Raw genomic sequence first — 18558 nt, 5'->3', positions numbered from 1 at the left:
CAGTCTGTGAGTAGTATCACAGTTTTAAATTAAAAAGTATAATAAGGCAGGAAGGATTAAATTATAATATAGGAAGTAAAATGGTAGGCTATTTAGGGGGTAAAGGACTTGTTAGATATGGTTAAGTATTGGTTTTGGTATGATTGGATTATGTTAGGAGTACGCCTACTTGCTAGTGTGTCTATCATTCTAGCTACATTAAATTTTCAGGATGGTTTAACATTACCACTTTGGATTATTATTCTTTGGGAAATTATTGCCTTCTCAATTCCATGGGTAGCCTTACTATTCAATTATAAATATTATTTGTTCACAGAAATACTGCTATATGGTGGAATATGTATATATTTAACCTCATTATTTCCGGAAGCTTACAACACATTTCTTATATCGGTGTTTCTAATTGCTGCAAATAGTAAGCATTTGTCCTATTATTGGACAGCTCCAATAACAGTTTTTATAACAACTGGAATTTTCTATGCGATTGCGCCAAGTAATAGCTATTGGATTATGGTTACCTATTATGGATTCGCATATGTAATGGGCTTCGCTTTTCATTTATTAATCGTCAATCATAAGCAAAATGAATCAATTCGTAAACAAAACGCGGTACTTGAGCAATATATGTCTCAAATTGAACGCATCACACTGGGGGAAGAACGAAACAGACTGTCGAGTGAGCTTCATGATACAGTTGGTCACGCTTATACTTCTATTATTATGGGAATGGAAACGTTGCGCACCGAACTTGCTACTGAAATGGGTATACAGAGGCTAGATTCTCTGCTTGAAATGGGACGTAAAAGCATCGAGGACGTGAGAGGTTACCTACATCAAATGGAGTCTCCGTGTCAATCGCCTTCCTTAATTCAATCTCTCCAAAATCTTGGAGCCGAATTTCAGGAGCACGCTCAGGTTAATGTAAGTTTTCGGACATACGGAGAGGAATATGAATTGTCTCGGCAAACGAAGATAGCGTTCATTCGTTGCTTACAAGAGTCCCTTACGAATGCAGTACGTCATGGTCAGGGAACTGAAATTATAGTTTCATTGCAGTTTGAACAACAATATACGAGATTAGAAGTTCAAGATAATGGAAAAGGAAATGTAGAATGGCAGGAAGGCTTCGGTATGAATACGATGAAAGAACGAGCAATGAATTTGCAAGGTCAATTGTCTGTATATACAAAGCCAGATGAAGGAATGCTTGTTACATGTACCATACCGCGACAAACTGAAATAAAAGATGGACTTATTCGTTTGTTAATTGTAGACGACCAGCCGTTTGTTCGGGAAAGTTTGAGGACACTACTCGATAGATATGAAGATTTAAATGTAGTCGGTTTGGCCGAGGATGGCAATGAAGCCATCGATTTGTGTGGGCGCCTTCAACCTCATGTTATACTTATGGATTTAGATATGCAACACATGGATGGAGTCGAAGCAACCAAAAAGATTAAGCAACAATGGCCACATATCCGCATATTGATTTTTACAACTTTTCAGGATACCGAACAGGCGTTAGAATCGCTTCGTAACGGTGCGGACGGTTTTTTACTCAAATCTATTGAAACATTGGAGCTAGCTAATACGATCCGACTTATTCACAAAGGTGGGACACTGATTGATCAGGGAATGTCTCACAAAATATTTGAGAAGTTTGATGCGCAAAAAGAGACACCACAATCAAAAGCAACCGCTTATGAGCTAACAGCTAGGGAGATAGAAATCTTGCAGCTAGTAGCAAAGGGACTTCGATACACTACCATAGCATCAAGGTTATATTTATCAAATGGTACGGTCAGAAATTATGCTTCCACAGCTTATACAAAGCTAGGAGTCCGTAACAAAGAAGAAGCTGTTCAAAAAGCTCTAGAAATTGGAATTATTGAATAAGAAAAATGTTTTTTGTTTCTCTACAGCAAGATGAAATGTAGTTACAAAATACATAGAGGATAAATTTAATTGGATATCATTTTTTAAACAGGGTTAAATTTCTTGAAAAATTTAACCCTGTTTAAAAAATTTAAATAGCGTTGCTACATATTGAATGTAGCAACGCTATTATTTTCTATATTAGAAATTAGACATCTTTATTATTGCTATAGGGAAGGCTGTTTCAGGTCTTTTCACATGAAGATTCCTCTAAGCCAAATGCCCCCTCCCTAATACACTTGTTGCCTCTGAAAATAACTATTTAAAAATATGGTTGCTAATTTCATTTCAATCTTCCTTGCACCCAAGTGGCAATATTATTTATAACATACTCTGGGATATTAGCAGGCTATAATATTCATTCGATTGACTTAATTCTCCATCTCCTTCTGTAAAGAAGTGATTTCACTTTCGATACAGTCGATAATTAATGTTATCTCTCTCTTAATTGTTCTTTCCAAAAAGGATTATCTATCATTCTTTATGAATAACATCATTACATTGATCTTTTTTCGAGAGTACAATTCCTTTATATAATTGAACTGTAATCAAGTAATAAATCGAGTAAATTACTACAAAAATAACAAGTGGTAAGCAAATACGAGAGTACGGATCGATTAAAATAGGACTAAACATGTTCATACCAAATAATATATGAGTAATCCCGTCAATTGCTGGGAATAAAAACATGAAGTATAACTCTTTATAGATTGAGTTTGTTAATAATTCTCGGCGGACAACAATTTTACGAAACGTTTGATAACGTGCCACATCTTTTGATGCTCCCGACAGAACTTTAAACATTAAGCAACTTGCCATCGTTGCTAAAAATGCAACTCCAACGAAGAACCCCATAAACATTAGTCCGCTAGCAAAATCATGACTCACAATATTGTGACTAAAAACCGGGAAAATAATAATAACTAGTTACTATTATTATTTATTTGTCACTTTTAAAGCATCTAACACTATCTTGGTTGCTTCTGCAATAAGCTTATCATCGTATTTAGCATCCTCTTTATCATGATTAGAAAGTATCGCAAGAACAATTGGTTTTTTATTTGGTGGCCAAATAATTGCGATATCATTTCTGGTTCCATAAGATCCCGAGCCAGTCTTATCAGCTACTTCCCATCCTCCTGGAACTCCGGCACGAATTAAGTTGTCTCCGGTAGTATTCCTTTTCATCCAATCTATTAATAAATCCCGTTTCTCAGTTGAAAGTACATCTCCTAGCGTAAAAGCCTGAAGACTAGTAGCTAATGCCTTTGGGGTACTAGTATCACGTACGTCTCCTGGAAGCACTTCGTTTAATTCTGGTTCAAAACGTTCAGGATTTGTAACGGTGTCTCCTACTTCTCTTAGTGATTTTTTGAATTCACTAGGTCCACCTAATTGTTTAAGAATAAGATTTTGTGCAGTATTATCACTATATCGAAGAGAAGCATCTGCAAGCTCTTTCAGGGTCATACCACTATCAACATACTTTTCTGTAATTGGATTGTAATTAACAAGATCTTCACGGGTATACAAAACTCTTTGATTTAGATCTTCTATTGATTTCTTTTGTAAAAGTACTCCCACAGCTAAAGCTTTGTGAGTAGATGCGTATGCAAACCGTTCATCTGATTGATAAGTAACGGTTTGATTCGTATCAGTGTCCAATGCATAAATACCGAGTTTAGCATCAAATTCTTTTTCAAGTTTAACAAAAGAATCATTACCAGTAATTTCTTGTTTGATTGGATTTGTTTGTTTCGTTTGTTTAGGTAATTCAGATTGAGTATTACCATCAGAACAGCCTATAAGCGTTGCACATGAAAGAAATACTACAGGTACCATCTTTTTGTAATGTAAAATGTTAAAAAACTTGTTTAAGACTATCATACATTTTCAACCTCTTTCAAGAATATATGTTTTTTTAGGTGTTATACATATCGATACAATTAAAGAGTGTATCGGATATCACTCTCTTGCATCTCACTTTTCATAAAATGAGTGAACTATCATGAACCCCTGTTTTATACGTATACTTAATAGACAACCTAAGTAACAAGTTTGTTCCATTTTTATCAGTAGTCGTATCTAGAAACCTAAAAAAGTCCATTTAGAAGATCTAAATGGACTTTTTCACTCATATAATCCTATCTATAGTTAAACGAATAAGATTAAATAAATTTAAATTTTCTTGTTTTATCTACTAAACTGTTTAGGCATTTCTTTAACGTGCTCATCATCATCACGCCAATCATAGGTTTCTTTCTGTGAAATATCTAAAGTTTGATCTCCAATTCTAACAATATTCTTATTTACCCATTCAATATATGGATCGGTATCTGGATAATTCCAATATATATTTTTCTCTGAATCTGTATCAAGGTTAACTAATTCACCCCTAACAGCATCCGCACTTAATGATCCTGCATTATGAAAATAAGTCTTGATGAGATATTTTCCATCTGGAGATTCCACTGTTCGAATTAATTCCCCTTTTGGAACACCTTGCAAACTAAAAAGTTTCCAATATCCAAATCCAATTATAATTACTAACATAGTAAGTATAGTTAGTAATACTTTTCTTTTCGTTTTTTTAATTTCACCTTTTGTATTTATAATACTCATTCAACTCCATTCCATAGAACACATACCATATTATACCATTAAATAAATGGTATAATATATCAAAAATAAAAATCCTCCCTTAATAGTATTATAAAAAGAGAATGTGATGTTCCCCCTATTTATAAAATGAAACTTTAATCACCCTCACCAATCTGGCTGCCCGTTAACGCGGGATAAACATGAAAATTCCCCTTTAAGAAAAATATAAAAAATCAGACAGTATACTTGAATTGCTCTTCGCAAGAGAATATACTAATAAAGCAGGCTATGACGTTCCTTCCTTCTAACTTCTTTGGCGAAATAGGGATGTTACTTTCCTGCTAAACACATAGGCTATGACAATTCTTCCTTCTTTGTAGAAATTTCAAATTGTTTTAGAGTTGTCAATTTCCTATGAAAATAATTAGACTATAAAACCTCTTTCTTCTTTGGATTTGAATAAACTTTAGTTTATCAACCATTGATGTAGAGGTTTTCTTTTCTTAATTAACAAATTACCACTTAACAACTAAATGTTATACCCCTAATTTTTCACTAAAAAATAGCTTTATACCCTCAGTGCATTTCTCTACAATTAGTGTGTTTATGCATGTAAAAATAAAAATCTACCACTGAAAGGAGGACAGTCAGACTATTCCCCTCTTTTATAAGGAGTGAATAGCTGGCGTTCTCATGAAAAATTCTATTTACATAAGAAGAAGTTTGAAAGTAATTATAAAAAGAGAAGAAAATAAACTACCGAACATGTATTTAGCCACTGCTTTAAAAAACTTGGAAAGTTTAGGATTTACTTTTTCTGAGCCTTTAATAGAAGAGTTGCAAACACTTTCGGTTGGTGCATTCACATCGTTTTACAAAGAGTTGGTAAAACATTTAAAAGAAATGGTTGGTGCACATATTCAGTTTACTCCTATGTATCCAAACTTTCCGCAACAAATGATGGATTTAAGTGACGCTGATTTATACATCAATGCCGTTATTCATTATGTGACGTTGCGCCTACCTGTATCAAAAGTAGAAGAACGACTTCCTCTTTTAGATAGCGTTGATTTGAAAGTTATTGACTTAGGAAGTGAAGAAGATTTCAATCAAATGATTTCTCAATTGATTCGTGCAAACAGCTCTATTTCCTCAACTGATAAGACAGATGTAGAATGGGCTATTACACACACTGAAGATGTTTCCTGTTTTCTACCTAATGTAATTCCTCATAAGGAAAATATGTCTTTTATAATTGGGGTTTTATTAATAAACAGAAAAATATCAGCCGATGCTGCTGCAAAGTATTTTAAAACAGCAACTGATGTTCTTCGCCTTGCAGTTGCTTTATCTGAAGGCGATGTGAGTTTAGCATCCTCCGTTCGATTCAAGAAGTTTAACCGAGCAGAAAGACGCTTCCTTTTAGGATTGTTAGAGCAATGCGGAAACATTACCGAAGATATGCTTCGATACAAAAAACGTTGGATTCGTTTAGGTGAAATTCTTCATCCAGCAGAATATCATACTCGTTTCCCAAAAACCCACCGAGCATTTGAGATTCTTCGCAACAACATTAAAGTTGAAACATTTAATGGAAAAATAGAAGCAGCTTTGTTGAATCGTGATATCATGACAGCGAAAAATCTTTTAAAAACTCGCCCGGGGGAATTTGCCAGACGCTTGGATCATTTAATCCGTTTATGTAGTGATACATCAACAAATGTTTTCAATATTCTCGAAGAGTTTCTAAGTATAATAGGAGACGTTTCTACTCCTGTATTACTTCAACTCACGGCTCATTTTAAGCATCGAAATGATAAAAATGAATTTCGCACCTTTTTTCCAAAGGGAAATGTAGCAAAAGCTATTGGTATTGAAAATACACTTCCATTTATCTCAGAGGATATTTGTTTAATGATTGTAAAAATGTGTGAAGATACTTTAAAAAATCGCTTCGCAGAACTTCCAAGTCTCGGAAAAGTATTTTTGGATGAACAGTTAAAAAATCACTTAGTTCCCTTCTCTCAACGTTCAGCCAGCAAAGCGCTTCGCACATTATCTCGAGGAAGTAAAGTAGATTTGCCAGAAGGAGATACGATTCGTTTTTTCCTATGGTGGAAAGAAGGCTATGTGAATGGACAACATACAGGACGTGTTGACATTGATTTGTCTGCTGCAATGTACGACGAAGATTGGCAATACAAAGAACATGTATCCTTCACGAACTTACGTTCAAAAAATTTCAAAGCCTACCATAGCGGAGATATTACTTCTGCACCAAAGGGGGCATCTGAATTCATTGATTTCGATATTCCGTCTGTGCTGAAATATGGTGGACGCTATGTAGTTATGACTTTGCTTTCTTACACAGACCAACCATATAAAGATTTACCAGAATGCTTTACTGGTTGGATGGTTCGTCAATATCCTGGTTCAGGTGAAATATTTGAACCTTCTACTGTTCAAGATAAAGTGGATATTACTGCCGACACCCAAATCTCTATTCCAGTTATTTTAGACTTAAAGGAACGAAAATTGATTTGGACAGATTTGTCTCTTACAAGAGATCTAACTTATGATAATACCATCGAAGCTAATCAAAAAGGTATGATACTAGTTGGAAAGGCTTTAACTAATTTAGTTAAACCGAATTTATATGACTTGTTCCGATTACATATTGAAGCTAGAGGTGAACTCGTTCAAGACATCGAAGAAGCAGAAACTATTTTCTCTTTGAATAAAGGGATTACTCCTTTCGATATCGAAAAAATAATATCTGATTTTATAGCTGACTCAAAAGGCTAACTACATTACAAACATTGATAATGTGTGGAAAATATCGATGTATAATGTCTATGTGAAACAGGACCTGATAGATGTATATCAGGTCCTGTTTTTTATTTAGTAGATACTAAATAATCTGGTTAATCACTATTCATCTAAATACACTATACTAATAAAGTGAAATTTATTCGAAAGAAGTTCATTAGTTAATATGTATCTAATTAAGAAACATTCATATACCAGCCCAAACATCTTTTCCATATCGCCCTTCATCTTGCACACGATCCAACCAATTTCTTGCTTCTTGTTCACTGACTTCATGAATTTCTTGATATGCTTGACAAAGGGTATCTTCTACATCCGGAGCCATTTTACTTCCATCACCACATATATAAAGATGAGCTCCATTATCTAATAACGAAATTAAATTGATTCTATCTTGTTTTATCAAATGCTGTACATATGTTTTTGGATGTCCCTCTAAACGAGAAAAAGCTGTGTGTAAAGAGATTAATCCATCTCTTTCATCATTTTCTAATTCTGTACGATAGAGATAATCTTTTTCAGGATGACGACAACCAAAATATAGATGCGCTTGTCCTAAGTTCATACCTTTTTGCTTTTGAACACGACGCGCTTGCAAGAATCCACGGAATGGTGCAATTCCAGTACCTGGCCCCACCATAATAATTGGTGTTTCTGGATCTTTAGGTAATTCAAAGTTTGATTGCGGCGTTCGAATGAAACAGATAATCTCATCTTTATTATGACGCTGAGCTAAGTAATTAGAAGCGACTCCTTCATATGTCCCTTCCCCACTCCATGCAGGCGCATTAACAACACCGACCGTAATGCTCAGACGATTGTGTGCAACGAGTGGAGAGCTTGAAATAGAATAGTAACGCGGTTTGAGCGCAGGAAGAAGTTCTAAAAAGCGTTCAAATCGGATTTCACAAGCCTCATACTTTTCAAGAAGGTCCAACATTGAAATCCGTTTCTTTAGTATTTGTTCATGGTAAACTCCTTCTTCTAATAATGCTTCCAATTCTTTTTTATGAGGAGGACATGCTGTGAATGTTACCATTTCTCGTATTTGTGCTCGAGTGGCTGCTTCTTGAACTTCAACACTATAACTAAGAAGGTCCAATAAACTAACAGGACTGTCTAAAGGTATGTGATTTATACTTCGTCCACTTGCACTCAGTATAACTTGATCCTTCCCATTTAATCCAAAACGTTTTAAAATTCGGTTGATATTTTTCCCGCTATTAACTGGCAACACTCCAAGGTGGTCTCCTTCTTTATATGTAGCACCTTCTGGCAAGGATACCTCGATATGTCGTGTACTTCTATCACTGCTGGATGATTGGAGTTCACGATTTTCTAGTATAGATGCATACACTGCTTCATATATTCGTGCAAGAGGAGATCCTCCAAGACGACTGACAAATTGCAAACTCAAAGTACTGCGCTCTTTTTCCACATTTTTGTTGAGCTCCAATCCAAATGCCTTCATCGCATCAGACCACATGCTTTGTTTCCATTGCTCAAGCTGTTCCTCGAAATCACCACTTGCATCTGCTTCTCCGCGTTTAGAAAATCTTGTTGCTCCTTTTTGAGCCATCTGCTCATCAATGTATCTTGGAATCCGTTGGTAGGTACTAGCCCAATTATGATCTCCACAACCAAAAACTGCGTATTGAACCCCTTTTAGCTCATCTGGTTTTAGTTCCTCCAACCATTGAACAAACTGCCCTGCATTACTTGGCGGTTTTCCATTATAAGAAGAAGTTACAATAAGTACCGCTCCTTCTTTTGGCAAATTTCCAATTCGATCGTTAAGAGCTACCACTTCCGTTCGAACTCCTTCTAAACTAGCTGTATCTGCTAATTCTCTTGCAATACCTTCTGCTACACCTGTATCCGAGCCGTACAGAACAAGAAGTGAAAGATTATCGGCCCCAATAATAGAAGGTGTCTTCTGGACGTGCTGCTTAATTTCATCGTTTTTCAGCTTGTCCTCTGTAGGTGCAAGAACAGTAGGATGACTAATAGTTTGTTTTCGAGGTAGAATCCTAATCTTAAAATCACCGGGCTTTAGCGTTAATGTTTGTTTTACGTCCAGCTGATAGTTTTGATAATCGATTAATTCAAAATGTTGAAGAAGCATTCCCATCACAAGAGTGGCTTCATGAAGTGCAAATTGCATACCGATACATGCTCTCTGGCCATTTCCAAATGGCTTATAAGCATGATGAGGAACCTTATCCAGCTCTTCAAATCGTTCAGGTTGGAATTCTTCCACATTGTCTCCCCATGCATCTTTATCCCTATGTAGCTGTGGAATAAGAACAGAAATACGATCTTCTCCTTTCTTAATTGGGTATTTCCCGCCAATCACTGTATCTTCTTTTGCATAGAGACTGAATGCTGGAGCGGTAGGCCATAGACGTAGCGATTCATTTAAAATCATCCGTATATACTTCAGTTTCATAACTTGTTCGTATGTTGGAGTAGGATCTGTCAAAACACGGTCTACTTCTTCATAGGCTTTTTTCAACTTATCCGGATTCTTTAATAAGAAGTAAATTGCAAAAGATAACAATCCACTTGTTGTCTCATGTCCAGCTATTAAAAAGGTAATAATTTGGAAACGAATATTTTCATCATCTAATTTTTCACCAGTTTCCGGATCCTTCACATTTAACATACGGGAAAGTAAATCATTTTCTTTCTGATCTCCACTACTTTTACGTTCAGCAATAATATTATCTACTAAAGAAAACATAGATTGGATATCATGCTGAAATTGACGTTTCGTTCTCCACATGAGTTTGTCTTCTATATCCAGCCTCTGTAATTGGTGCATCGCCTCATCTAGAGCACGGGTCATGCTAGTAATAAAAGGATGAGGTGTCTCACGATAAAAGCTATTGAAGCGGTAATTAAAACCACATAGACCAATTGTATCTAACGTAAGACGAGTCATATCCTCCGGAACATCCACGTTTTCATTCGGATTAAGCCGTGCCCATTTTTGAACGAGTTGTACAGCAATATCGACCATCATGGCATGGTAATCTTTCATTGCCCGTTGGCTAAATGTAGGCATCAAAATATTATGAGCTTTTTTCCAGTTAGGCTCGTGAGTCTCGCTAGTAAATAATCCGTCCCCAGCAAAGGCACGAACTTTTGCTAAAGCACCCTCTATACTTTTATCGAACCGTGTTTCGTCACAGACTTCTGCTACCAATTCATGTCCAGAAACGACAATGATGGTATCACTTAAAGTTTGAATTTGAAAAATGGGACCATACTCTTCCGCTATCTTGATAAAGGATAGGGTCGGTTTATCTTTATCGATTAATGGGAGATTACCCAGCGGTCCATATGTTTTCGGCTGAGGAATGGCAGATACTTTTTTTTCCATTAAAAACACCCTTTCAAAAAAGCATGAAATAAAGATATGTAATTGATTACCTTATTTTATCTTTTCCCTAACTATTCATGATTATGATATTACGTATAAGCTTGGCAATTAGATTTATAACTTGTAGAAAAATACTAAATTAAAATGAAGCGAATAAATATAGTTGGACCCTTTTAATGTTGGTGTTAAAAGATAATCTAAAATTATAATGTTTATGAGAAATTGCAAACGGATCTCATCTCTTGTATTTGTTTATAAAACAATCATTTTAATTCATTTTCTTCTAAAACACCCCAAAATAGAGAAGTTGACGAGCTTAAGATTGTAGTATTTGAAAAATCAGTGGTTTAGTTAAACCAATACAATAAGCAATATACCGTGTTACTAATGAAAGAGGACCTGATATGAACATCAGGTCCTCTTTCACTACATAATTATGTCACTGCTTCTTTCAGTTCTTTTCCAGCTTTAAATACCGGCGCCTTAGCAGTAAAAATTTGCATTTCTTTATAGTCTATCTAATCAGCAAACAACTTGTAGGAATCATTATCTAGCGTTTTATTCTTCTCTACCGATTTAACTTCTCGACGGCTTCCGCACTTGTATCTACACGTTTAACGAAAAAAACTAATAGTAGTGCAACAACATTCATGCCAAGCGCTACATAGAAGGAATACTGAATTCCAGATAATAAAGCCTTTTGAGTTACTATTGCCTTCGTAGTTTCTGTGAAGGTTGTTGGATCTATATCAGACATTAAACTTTCAACTTTTGTTTTTGTTACAGAATTCATAATCGTAACAAGAATAGCAGTACCAATCGAACCGGACACTTGTTGAGCTGTATTATTAACAGCTGTACCGTGCGGATTTAAGCGAGTTGGCAATTGATTAAGACCATTTGTCATAAGTGGCATCATCACCATCGCCATCCCAAACATCCGCAGTGTGTAAATAAGAATAATATGTGTGTGACTAGAGTCGAGTTGCAGGTTTGCTAGCATATAAGTTGAAACGGCTGTAATGGAAAGTCCTACTATACCAAGAATACGAGGACCATATTTATCAAATAGTTTACCTGTAATTGGTGACATAATCCCCATTATAACCGCACCTGGAAGCATCATCAGCCCAGAGCTCAGCGGCGAAATACCACGGACGTTTTGTACATAAGCTGGTGTTAAAATCATACCCGAAAACATGGCCACCGCGTTAACAATTGCAATTACAGACGCAAGTGCAAACATTGGGTACTTGTAAACACGTAAATCCAATAACGGCTCATCCATTTTTAATTGGCGGATAATAAAAGCAATTAGGGCAATAGCGCCTATGATTAAGGTTGTTAAGACAACTTTATTTGTCCAACCATCGGAGCTTGCAGAACTGAATCCATATAACAAACCGCCAAAACCGACAGAAGATAATAGTAATGAGAGATAATCAAGTTTTGCATTTTTGTTTTGTTTCATGACATTCTCAGATTTCCAAATCCCTAACAGTAAGCTAATGATTGCTAACGGTAAAATCATTTCAAAAAGCAAACGCCAGTCATAATACTCTACAATATAACCTGATAGTGTCGGTCCAATTGCTGGAGCTGTAATCATAACTAGTCCAAAAATCCCCATTGCTGTTCCCCTTTTTTCTCTCGGAAAGCTTACTAGCATAATATTCATTAACAAAGGTCCCATAACTGAAGAGCCTGCCGCTTGAACCATCCGACCAGTAAGTAATAAACCAAAATTCGGCGCTACAGCCGCTAAGGCAGTACCAAGAATAAAAATCAACATAGATGTAATAAATAGGCTTCTATTCGAGAAACGCGTTATTAAAAATGCTGATGCCGGAATTAATATACCACTTACAAGCATATACCCTGTAGAAAGCCACTGGATCGTTGAATAATCTTGAATGTCTAAATCTTTCATTATTGATGGCAAGGCTACATTTAAAAGCGAGTTATTTAGAAATGAAACAAATGCCCCAATAAAAAGAATTACAAGCATTAAATATGGTGGTTTTCTTTTATGTAATGTTTCACTCATATATTTAATTGCCCCTTCATTATAAATTTCATTGATTCGTTTAAATCGTTTACATATTTGCACAAGAAAACATTACCCTTGCAGTATTTTGCCAAACTCTTCGAATGGATATTCTCTTTTTAGCAATTCCACTTGCTCAACATACCATTTTAAAATCTTTTTGTTGATTAAACCTTTATAAAAACGTTTATTAACGGAATTTAAATTAGGCTGAAATATATAAAAGAAGCAACTGAAAATACCCTTCTAAAATAAAGTGAAACTTTAAATCAACAAGTCCACACACCCATTCCTTTAAATACAGGCTTGTAGATCTAGTTATGTAACCATCCATAAAAAGGAATATTACATAGGCTAAGTCTAACATTACATTTTTAAAGTGAGGAGAATAAGCGTATGCACCAATATTGGTATTTGAATTCAAAGGGAAACGGGGAACAATATACTAACCAAATTTCATTATATTCACAGCCCGAAATAACTAAATCTGAGGTAATGAATGATTTGAAGATTCCTGAGAATTGGAGTTATCGAGTCTATCCAGTTAGTTGGGATTCATCAGCCAATTATACGGGATTCAATCCCCAACCCCCTCCCTTCTCTTGGGGGCAGCAGCCAATCAATTATGCAGGGATAATACCACAAGGTCACCCTACTAATTGGACTCCATTACCAAGTCATGCAGGTTTTAATTTTCAAAAACCTCCCTTCCCCTGGGCCCAACCATTCAATCATACAGGGATGTTCGCACAAGGTCATCTTGCCGCTTTACTATCGCCGCCAGCCAAGCCTTTTCATTTCAATACCAATAACTCAGGTGTTTTTGGAAACCCTCCAGGATGGGGTGGTCCGTGGGCCCCAATGGGATGGGGAAATAACGGAGGTAACGGTCAGCTAGGAATGCTTGGAAACTTACTTACAGCAGGAAAAGGCACCATGAGTGGAATAGGAATGATTAGTAGTCTAATCGGGATGGGGAAGTTCTTCTTTTAGTTAATTAGAACAGGAGAATGTGGCTGTAGCTTTAATCAGCCACATTTAAGGACAGTAATCTCCCACCTAACTTCCTAGCATAGCATTCGCGGAAATTTTAGGTGGATATGTATTGTTACAAGTTACTGTTTTACTTTGAGTACTCCTTTACTTTCTTATCAAGTGCCTTACTATAAGCATCTTTGTTTTCCTGTGATAACTCATAAACTGCTTTTTTCCAATGCTCTCCGTCTACACCTGATAAAAATTCAGTACCTTTCATTGCAGCTTCTTGAATCTTCTGTTTATCTTCTTTACCAGCATCCTTAATTAACTTCGTTGCTTTTCTTGCCTCTGTTACCCCTTCTTGTATGGATTTGTGAATGTCTTTGTATGTATCAGGTACTTTTATGTGTTCCATATTATCTAAAATTTTATCTATCTCGTTTGATGTTTTTAAAACAGCTTTTGCTTTTTCTTTATCCTTTAAGGATTCTCCTAAGTTTAGTAATAGTTCATCCTTCTTAAATTGGAACTCTACCACTTGCTCACATATGTAGTACGGATACTGTTGTTCGGAAAGTATTGTTATTGCTTTACTAGTTTGCTCAGTCTTATGAGTAGAATCTTTATCTCCTACCTCGCATCCGACTAACAGCATAAATGGAACTGCTAACGTTACTAGTTTCTTTGCTCTCATTATGTATTCTCCTTGTGGAAAGTATTGTAATTAATTAACATATCAAACTATAACATACATTACATTATGGTTCACTTCCATCACGCTTTTAAAATGTAAAATAAGAATACACCCCATAAGCCACAAATAAGATTAATAGAATAGAAATGCCGAGTACCGTATATATAATCCATTTTAAATTTGAATTCATATCATCCTCCTACCTCTCGATAATTCCAGTATATAACAAAAAAGCATTGGATACCCAATGCTTTTTACACTTACGCAAATAAAGAAGTATTCGCATATAAAGCTGGTGAACCACCTGAATGTACGAATAAAATATTGTCTTCCTTATTAAAATTACCTTTTCTAATTAAGTCGATTAATCCCGCTACTGCCTTACCTGTATACACTGGATCAAGTAAAATACCTTCTGTTTTCGCAAGTAACTGAACTGCCTCTACCATTTCCGGCGTTGGTAACGCATAGCCTGGTCCTACATATTCATCAAAGCACGTAACAGCGTCGCGCGAGATAAAGTTTGGAATACCAACATGTGCTGAAGTTTCATCTACAAGTTTTGCTACTTTCTCTTCTTGCTCAGCCTTTCCTCTACTTACATTAATCCCGATTACAGGAATATGGCTTTGTGTTCCAGAAAAACCAGTAATTAAACCAGCATGCATACCGCCGCTACCACTTACACAAACAACTGAACTGAAATCAATTCCTTGCTCAAATGATTGCGCCATAATTTCTTGCGCACAAGCAACGTATCCCATAGCGCCTGTAGGGTTTGATCCACCAACTGGAATTACATATGGTGTATTTCCTTTTTCACTTACTTCTTTTGCTACTTTATGCATTTCTTCCATCAGGTCTGCTCCGTTCGGTACAACAATGACGTTTTCAGCACCTAATAAGTGATATAAGAAATAGTTTCCGTTAAAGTCTCTCTTCTCTTCTGGCTCAAGCCCTTCCTCTAATACAAGAATACATTTCATGTTTTCTTTTACCGCAGCAGCAAGTGTCAGGCGGCAATGATTTGACTGAATACCACCAGCTGTAATTAACGTATCTGCACCATTTTCCTGTGCATCTGCAACTAGAAATTCTAACTTTCTCGTCTTATTGCCACCGGCTGTTAAACCAAGTAAATCATCTCGTTTAAAATAAATAGTCGGACCACCAAGTGCTTCAGAAAAGTTGTTTAACTTTTCAATTGGTGTATATGATTCTGTATATTTTTTCCTCGGGAATTTAGCTAAATTCATTGTAACGCTCCTTTTGTACTTCTTTCACAATATATGTAACGTTACTATTATTACACGTAAAAATGGTGAAGTCATCTTTCTCGGTTAAAAATGTATTAGAATTTCATTTTGATAAGTAAAACCGTATTAATGATTTTAACTTAATTACGGTACATGAAATTTATATCAACGATTTTTTAAATATATCGTTCATTACTTACAATATATCAACGATTTTTCAAATATATCGATCGTAACTTGCAGTATATCAACGATTTTCTTAATATATCGATCTATCGACAAAAAACGACAGACAGGCAACCCCTTTCTCATCAACAAAAAAAGAGCCCACACATTCAAATGCAGACTCCCTCCAATCACTTATTTACCGAAAAACGAAGTAACTGCGTTAATCCCGGCTCTAAATTCATTTCACCTTTATGGCGTACGTATACAGTTTTATCTCCATCAAATTTCGGAGGGTTTGCTTTACTATACGTATGCCACTCATTCGTTCCTTCTATAGAATACTCCATATATTCATTTGCACCGACAATTATATTTTTACGATCATCTGCCATTACATTTGGTGCCATCTGCGCAATTTTTGAATCACTAATTAATAACTTCTTTATATCCTTATCACGTTTGTAATCGTAAGCTGTCACAATTACATCGTTACCATATGCTTTCACTTGTAACCCTTGTTTAAATGAATAGCCATCTGGAGCAGTTTTCTCTCCTCCATTCGGTCCTGCTGACATCCAGCCTGTTTCAATCCCGCCCGTATTTACAACAGTGAAACCTTTTTCATCTCCGCCTGCAATTTTCTTTTTACCAGCCCAGTCCGGTAAGTTTAAATCCCAATGCGTATGACTCGTAAAGAAAACGACCTGCGGATAGTCTTTTAATATATCGTACAATTTATCAACGTTTAAATAGTCTTGTAAATATGGTGATTGTCTTGACCCAGACACAGTATCAGGTAAAACGTGATGAGAGAAAATGAAAATTGGTTTATTTTTATCTTTTTGGCTGTACTCTTCTAAATTTTGTTTTAACCAACCTAATTGCTCATCACTCATATATACTTCGTCCCACATTTTTGAATCGTGGTATTTCATATATTTTTCCGTTCCTAAAAATAGAAACGGATAACCGTCTAATTCTTTTTTATGATATACCCTTTCTTGTCCACTAAATTTCAGATAGCGGTTAAATAAAGTTTCCTCATTTACACCATTTGGCCATGTACTTTGAGAGAGTTTTCCATCTGCTGTCCATTTACCAGCATAAAACTCATGATTCCCAACAGTAGACCATACATTTTCTGGATGCTTATTTTTATTTAACACACGCTTTACATCATCATATTGTGACTGTTGTCCAGTCGGCGTTATATCCCCATTCATAATAAGCGCTCTAGAAAGTGGCGTCACTTTGTTCATATCTTTTAGCACATGATCAAAATCCCCTAAATCCCCTTGAATATCACTAATAACATTAAAAGTTGTAGCTGATTTTCGGGCTTGCTCTTTCCCTTCCGCATGCACTGAAAACGTCGGTAATAATGCAGTCATAACTGCTAACGAAGCAACTGTCTTTTTCATACAAATTCTCCCCCTAATAATAGAATGTACAAACTGACATGTTCTGCTTTCTCTTAGGTGCTTGTCCAATTCACATTATAGGGGGTGATTGTAAAGATTGATGGAGTAAAAATTTAAGTTTTTTTTAAGAGATTTTGTCTTTTTTACACACTCCATAGCGCTACCTTTTCAAGTATCCTATTAATATTAAATGAATGTAAAGTTACACGATAAATCTCTTGGTTTGGTATGTTGTACTTTAATCTATTTTACACTCTCTCAATAAAGCGCTTTACCCCTTCAAATTTTCTTCATTTAATCTGAATAACTCTTGTAAAATAAAATGTCCATTTTTTCTTATCAGTACATCATCAAACCAAATTTCACCACCTCCATACCCTGGTTTTTGAATGTTTACTAAATCCCAATGTATCGATATTCCCGTTGTCTGCATCATATAATAAATCTCGCATATTATTCATGGATGTAGTATATAAGGATTAAAAACTAGAGCATACTCTACAACTAGATAGATTTATTAAATGAAATAATTTTCCTACAGGGCGAAAAAATATTTTACACTGAATTTTCTGTTTATTTACCCCTTTAAGTTATATAATTAAGTAGTAATATACTTCACAAAAAAAGGATGGTGCCATGTATATGCAAAAGGAAGAATGGGTTCAAAGATTAAAAGAGGGTCGATATTATGTAACTTCTTATGAAAGTATCATGAAAAAGATACACAAACGTCCTAGCCGTATACCTGGGATATTAATTGCATTCGTATTATTGATGATCTTACCAGGAGGATTATTTAGTTATAATGATACAAGTAGTATGTTTATTATGTGGGTTTTTTTAATTGTATTTGTTGCTGCGTGGCCATCTATAATACACGTGTTTAGAAAATTTACTGCTTCTAAATATGATCCTCAAATTCAAGAATATGATCAAAAATTTCAAAGTAGTATACCAATCCCAATTAAGTATTTTTCAGTCAAAAAAATTGATGCATGTATAGTAGCGCTAGAAAGCGGAGCAGCAGATGATTTAAAAGAAGCTTTAGCAATCTGGCAAGTTACTGAAACAAGTACAGTGCAGCATACTTTGTTAGAAGAACAAAATAATCTTTTGAAACAGCAAATACGTACAACAAAACAGGCTGCAAATGCGGCAAGGGATGCGGCAGATGCTGTAGATCAACTCCGCCGTTAGTAATAGAAAACATAAAAAAAGATTCCTTCTGACAGTAGCACTCTACC

12 protein-coding genes and 2 pseudogenes are annotated in these 18558 nt (G+C 35.5%); 4 read left to right on the top strand and 10 right to left on the bottom strand.

Annotated elements, in window-relative coordinates; translation table 11 throughout:
* The first annotated feature begins 108 nt into the window (after positions 1–108).
* Entirely contained in the window at positions 109–1896 is a 1788-nt protein-coding gene (locus ACTFP3_RS10930; protein ID WP_440010413.1) for a response regulator, read from the top strand.
* 322 nt (positions 1897–2218) lie between these two features.
* Here ACTFP3_RS10930 and ACTFP3_RS10925 read toward each other — a convergent pair.
* The 4 genes and pseudogenes from ACTFP3_RS10925 to ACTFP3_RS10910 all read right to left on the bottom strand — a co-directional run.
* Positions 2219–2410 (bottom strand): annotated as a pseudogene (locus tag ACTFP3_RS10925) (alpha/beta hydrolase); the annotation flags it as partial.
* Positions 2410–2790, bottom strand: a complete 381-nt coding sequence (locus ACTFP3_RS10920) for a hypothetical protein (RefSeq protein WP_006922771.1) — start codon at positions 2788–2790, stop codon at positions 2410–2412. The pseudogene ACTFP3_RS10925 and the gene ACTFP3_RS10920, both read right to left, overlap by 1 nt.
* An 81-nt stretch (positions 2791–2871) precedes the next feature.
* Positions 2872–3822: a class A beta-lactamase gene (gene bla, locus ACTFP3_RS10915; RefSeq protein WP_000636454.1), complete on the bottom strand. Its 951-nt coding sequence runs from the start codon at positions 3820–3822 to the stop codon at positions 2872–2874.
* A 306-nt stretch (positions 3823–4128) separates the two neighbouring features.
* Complete coding sequence (locus tag ACTFP3_RS10910) at positions 4129–4557, bottom strand: DUF5412 domain-containing protein (RefSeq protein ID WP_048657193.1); 429 nt, start codon at positions 4555–4557, stop codon at positions 4129–4131.
* Positions 4558–5229: 672 nt separating this feature from the next.
* On the opposite strand from ACTFP3_RS10910, the gene ACTFP3_RS10905 reads away from it, so the two are divergent.
* On the top strand, positions 5230–7341 hold the full coding sequence (locus ACTFP3_RS10905; protein WP_000798036.1) for a TerD family protein: 2112 nt from the start codon (positions 5230–5232) through the stop codon (positions 7339–7341).
* A 211-nt stretch (positions 7342–7552) separates the two neighbouring features.
* On the opposite strand, the gene cypD is transcribed toward ACTFP3_RS10905, so the two are convergent.
* Both cypD and ACTFP3_RS10895 read right to left on the bottom strand, forming a co-directional pair.
* Positions 7553–10750: a bifunctional P-450/NADPH--P450 reductase gene (cypD, locus tag ACTFP3_RS10900; RefSeq protein WP_152121510.1), complete on the bottom strand. Its 3198-nt coding sequence runs from the start codon at positions 10748–10750 to the stop codon at positions 7553–7555.
* A 568-nt stretch (positions 10751–11318) separates the two neighbouring features.
* Positions 11319–12797: a DHA2 family efflux MFS transporter permease subunit gene (locus ACTFP3_RS10895; RefSeq protein ID WP_016122833.1), complete on the bottom strand. Its 1479-nt coding sequence runs from the start codon at positions 12795–12797 to the stop codon at positions 11319–11321.
* 396 nt (positions 12798–13193) lie between these two features.
* Between ACTFP3_RS10895 and ACTFP3_RS10890 the strand changes: the two genes are divergently transcribed.
* Positions 13194–13790, top strand: coding sequence for a hypothetical protein (locus tag ACTFP3_RS10890; RefSeq protein ID WP_016512582.1), 597 nt, complete (start codon positions 13194–13196; stop codon positions 13788–13790).
* A 130-nt stretch (positions 13791–13920) separates the two neighbouring features.
* Here the strand turns inward: ACTFP3_RS10890 and ACTFP3_RS10885 are convergent, their stop codons facing one another.
* The 4 genes and pseudogenes from ACTFP3_RS10885 to ACTFP3_RS10870 form a co-directional block, all read right to left on the bottom strand.
* Positions 13921–14469, bottom strand: a complete 549-nt coding sequence (locus tag ACTFP3_RS10885; protein ID WP_001201796.1) for a hypothetical protein — start codon at positions 14467–14469, stop codon at positions 13921–13923.
* A 260-nt stretch (positions 14470–14729) separates the two neighbouring features.
* Positions 14730–15725 (bottom strand): D-cysteine desulfhydrase, encoded by a 996-nt coding sequence (locus ACTFP3_RS10880; RefSeq protein ID WP_071740811.1) that lies wholly within the window; start codon positions 15723–15725, stop codon positions 14730–14732.
* A 356-nt stretch (positions 15726–16081) separates the two neighbouring features.
* Positions 16082–17314 carry a DUF4073 domain-containing protein gene (locus ACTFP3_RS10875; protein ID WP_440010407.1) on the bottom strand — a complete coding sequence of 411 codons (1233 nt, stop codon included), beginning with the start codon at positions 17312–17314 and terminating at the stop codon, positions 16082–16084.
* Positions 17315–17585: 271 nt separating this feature from the next.
* Positions 17586–17813, bottom strand: a pseudogene (locus ACTFP3_RS10870) (aminopeptidase); the annotation flags it as partial.
* A gap of 137 nt (positions 17814–17950) precedes the next feature.
* Here ACTFP3_RS10870 and ACTFP3_RS10865 point away from each other — a divergent pair.
* Entirely contained in the window at positions 17951–18511 is a 561-nt protein-coding gene (locus ACTFP3_RS10865) for a hypothetical protein (protein ID WP_440010404.1), read from the top strand.
* Positions 18512–18558: the final 47 nt, after the last annotated feature.

This window comes from Bacillus cereus group sp. MYBK5-2, assembly GCF_051915685.1.
Taxonomy (GTDB): Bacteria; Bacillota; Bacilli; order Bacillales; family Bacillaceae_G; genus Bacillus_A; species Bacillus_A cereus.
This window is presented reverse-complemented; position numbering and strand designations above follow the sequence as displayed.

What these genes read in the sequence shown, in the direction of transcription:
- ACTFP3_RS10885 (WP_001201796.1), bottom strand. Translation starts at nt 14,469, where the DNA reads ATGAGAGCAAAGAAACTAGTAACGTTAGCAGTTCCATTTATGCTGTTA.
- ACTFP3_RS10905 (WP_000798036.1), top strand. Translation starts at nt 5,230, where the DNA reads ATGAAAAATTCTATTTACATAAGAAGAAGTTTGAAAGTAATTATAAAA.
- cypD (WP_152121510.1), bottom strand. Translation starts at nt 10,750, where the DNA reads ATGGAAAAAAAAGTATCTGCCATTCCTCAGCCGAAAACATATGGACCG.
- bla (WP_000636454.1), bottom strand. Translation starts at nt 3,822, where the DNA reads ATGATAGTCTTAAACAAGTTTTTTAACATTTTACATTACAAAAAGATG.
- ACTFP3_RS10895 (WP_016122833.1), bottom strand. Translation starts at nt 12,797, where the DNA reads ATGAGTGAAACATTACATAAAAGAAAACCACCATATTTAATGCTTGTA.
- ACTFP3_RS10920 (WP_006922771.1), bottom strand. Translation starts at nt 2,790, where the DNA reads ATGGGGTTCTTCGTTGGAGTTGCATTTTTAGCAACGATGGCAAGTTGC.
- ACTFP3_RS10865 (WP_440010404.1), top strand. Translation starts at nt 17,951, where the DNA reads ATGTATATGCAAAAGGAAGAATGGGTTCAAAGATTAAAAGAGGGTCGA.
- ACTFP3_RS10910 (WP_048657193.1), bottom strand. Translation starts at nt 4,557, where the DNA reads ATGAGTATTATAAATACAAAAGGTGAAATTAAAAAAACGAAAAGAAAA.
- ACTFP3_RS10890 (WP_016512582.1), top strand. Translation starts at nt 13,194, where the DNA reads ATGCACCAATATTGGTATTTGAATTCAAAGGGAAACGGGGAACAATAT.
- ACTFP3_RS10875 (WP_440010407.1), bottom strand. Translation starts at nt 17,314, where the DNA reads ATGAAAAAGACAGTTGCTTCGTTAGCAGTTATGACTGCATTATTACCG.
- ACTFP3_RS10880 (WP_071740811.1), bottom strand. Translation starts at nt 15,725, where the DNA reads ATGAATTTAGCTAAATTCCCGAGGAAAAAATATACAGAATCATATACA.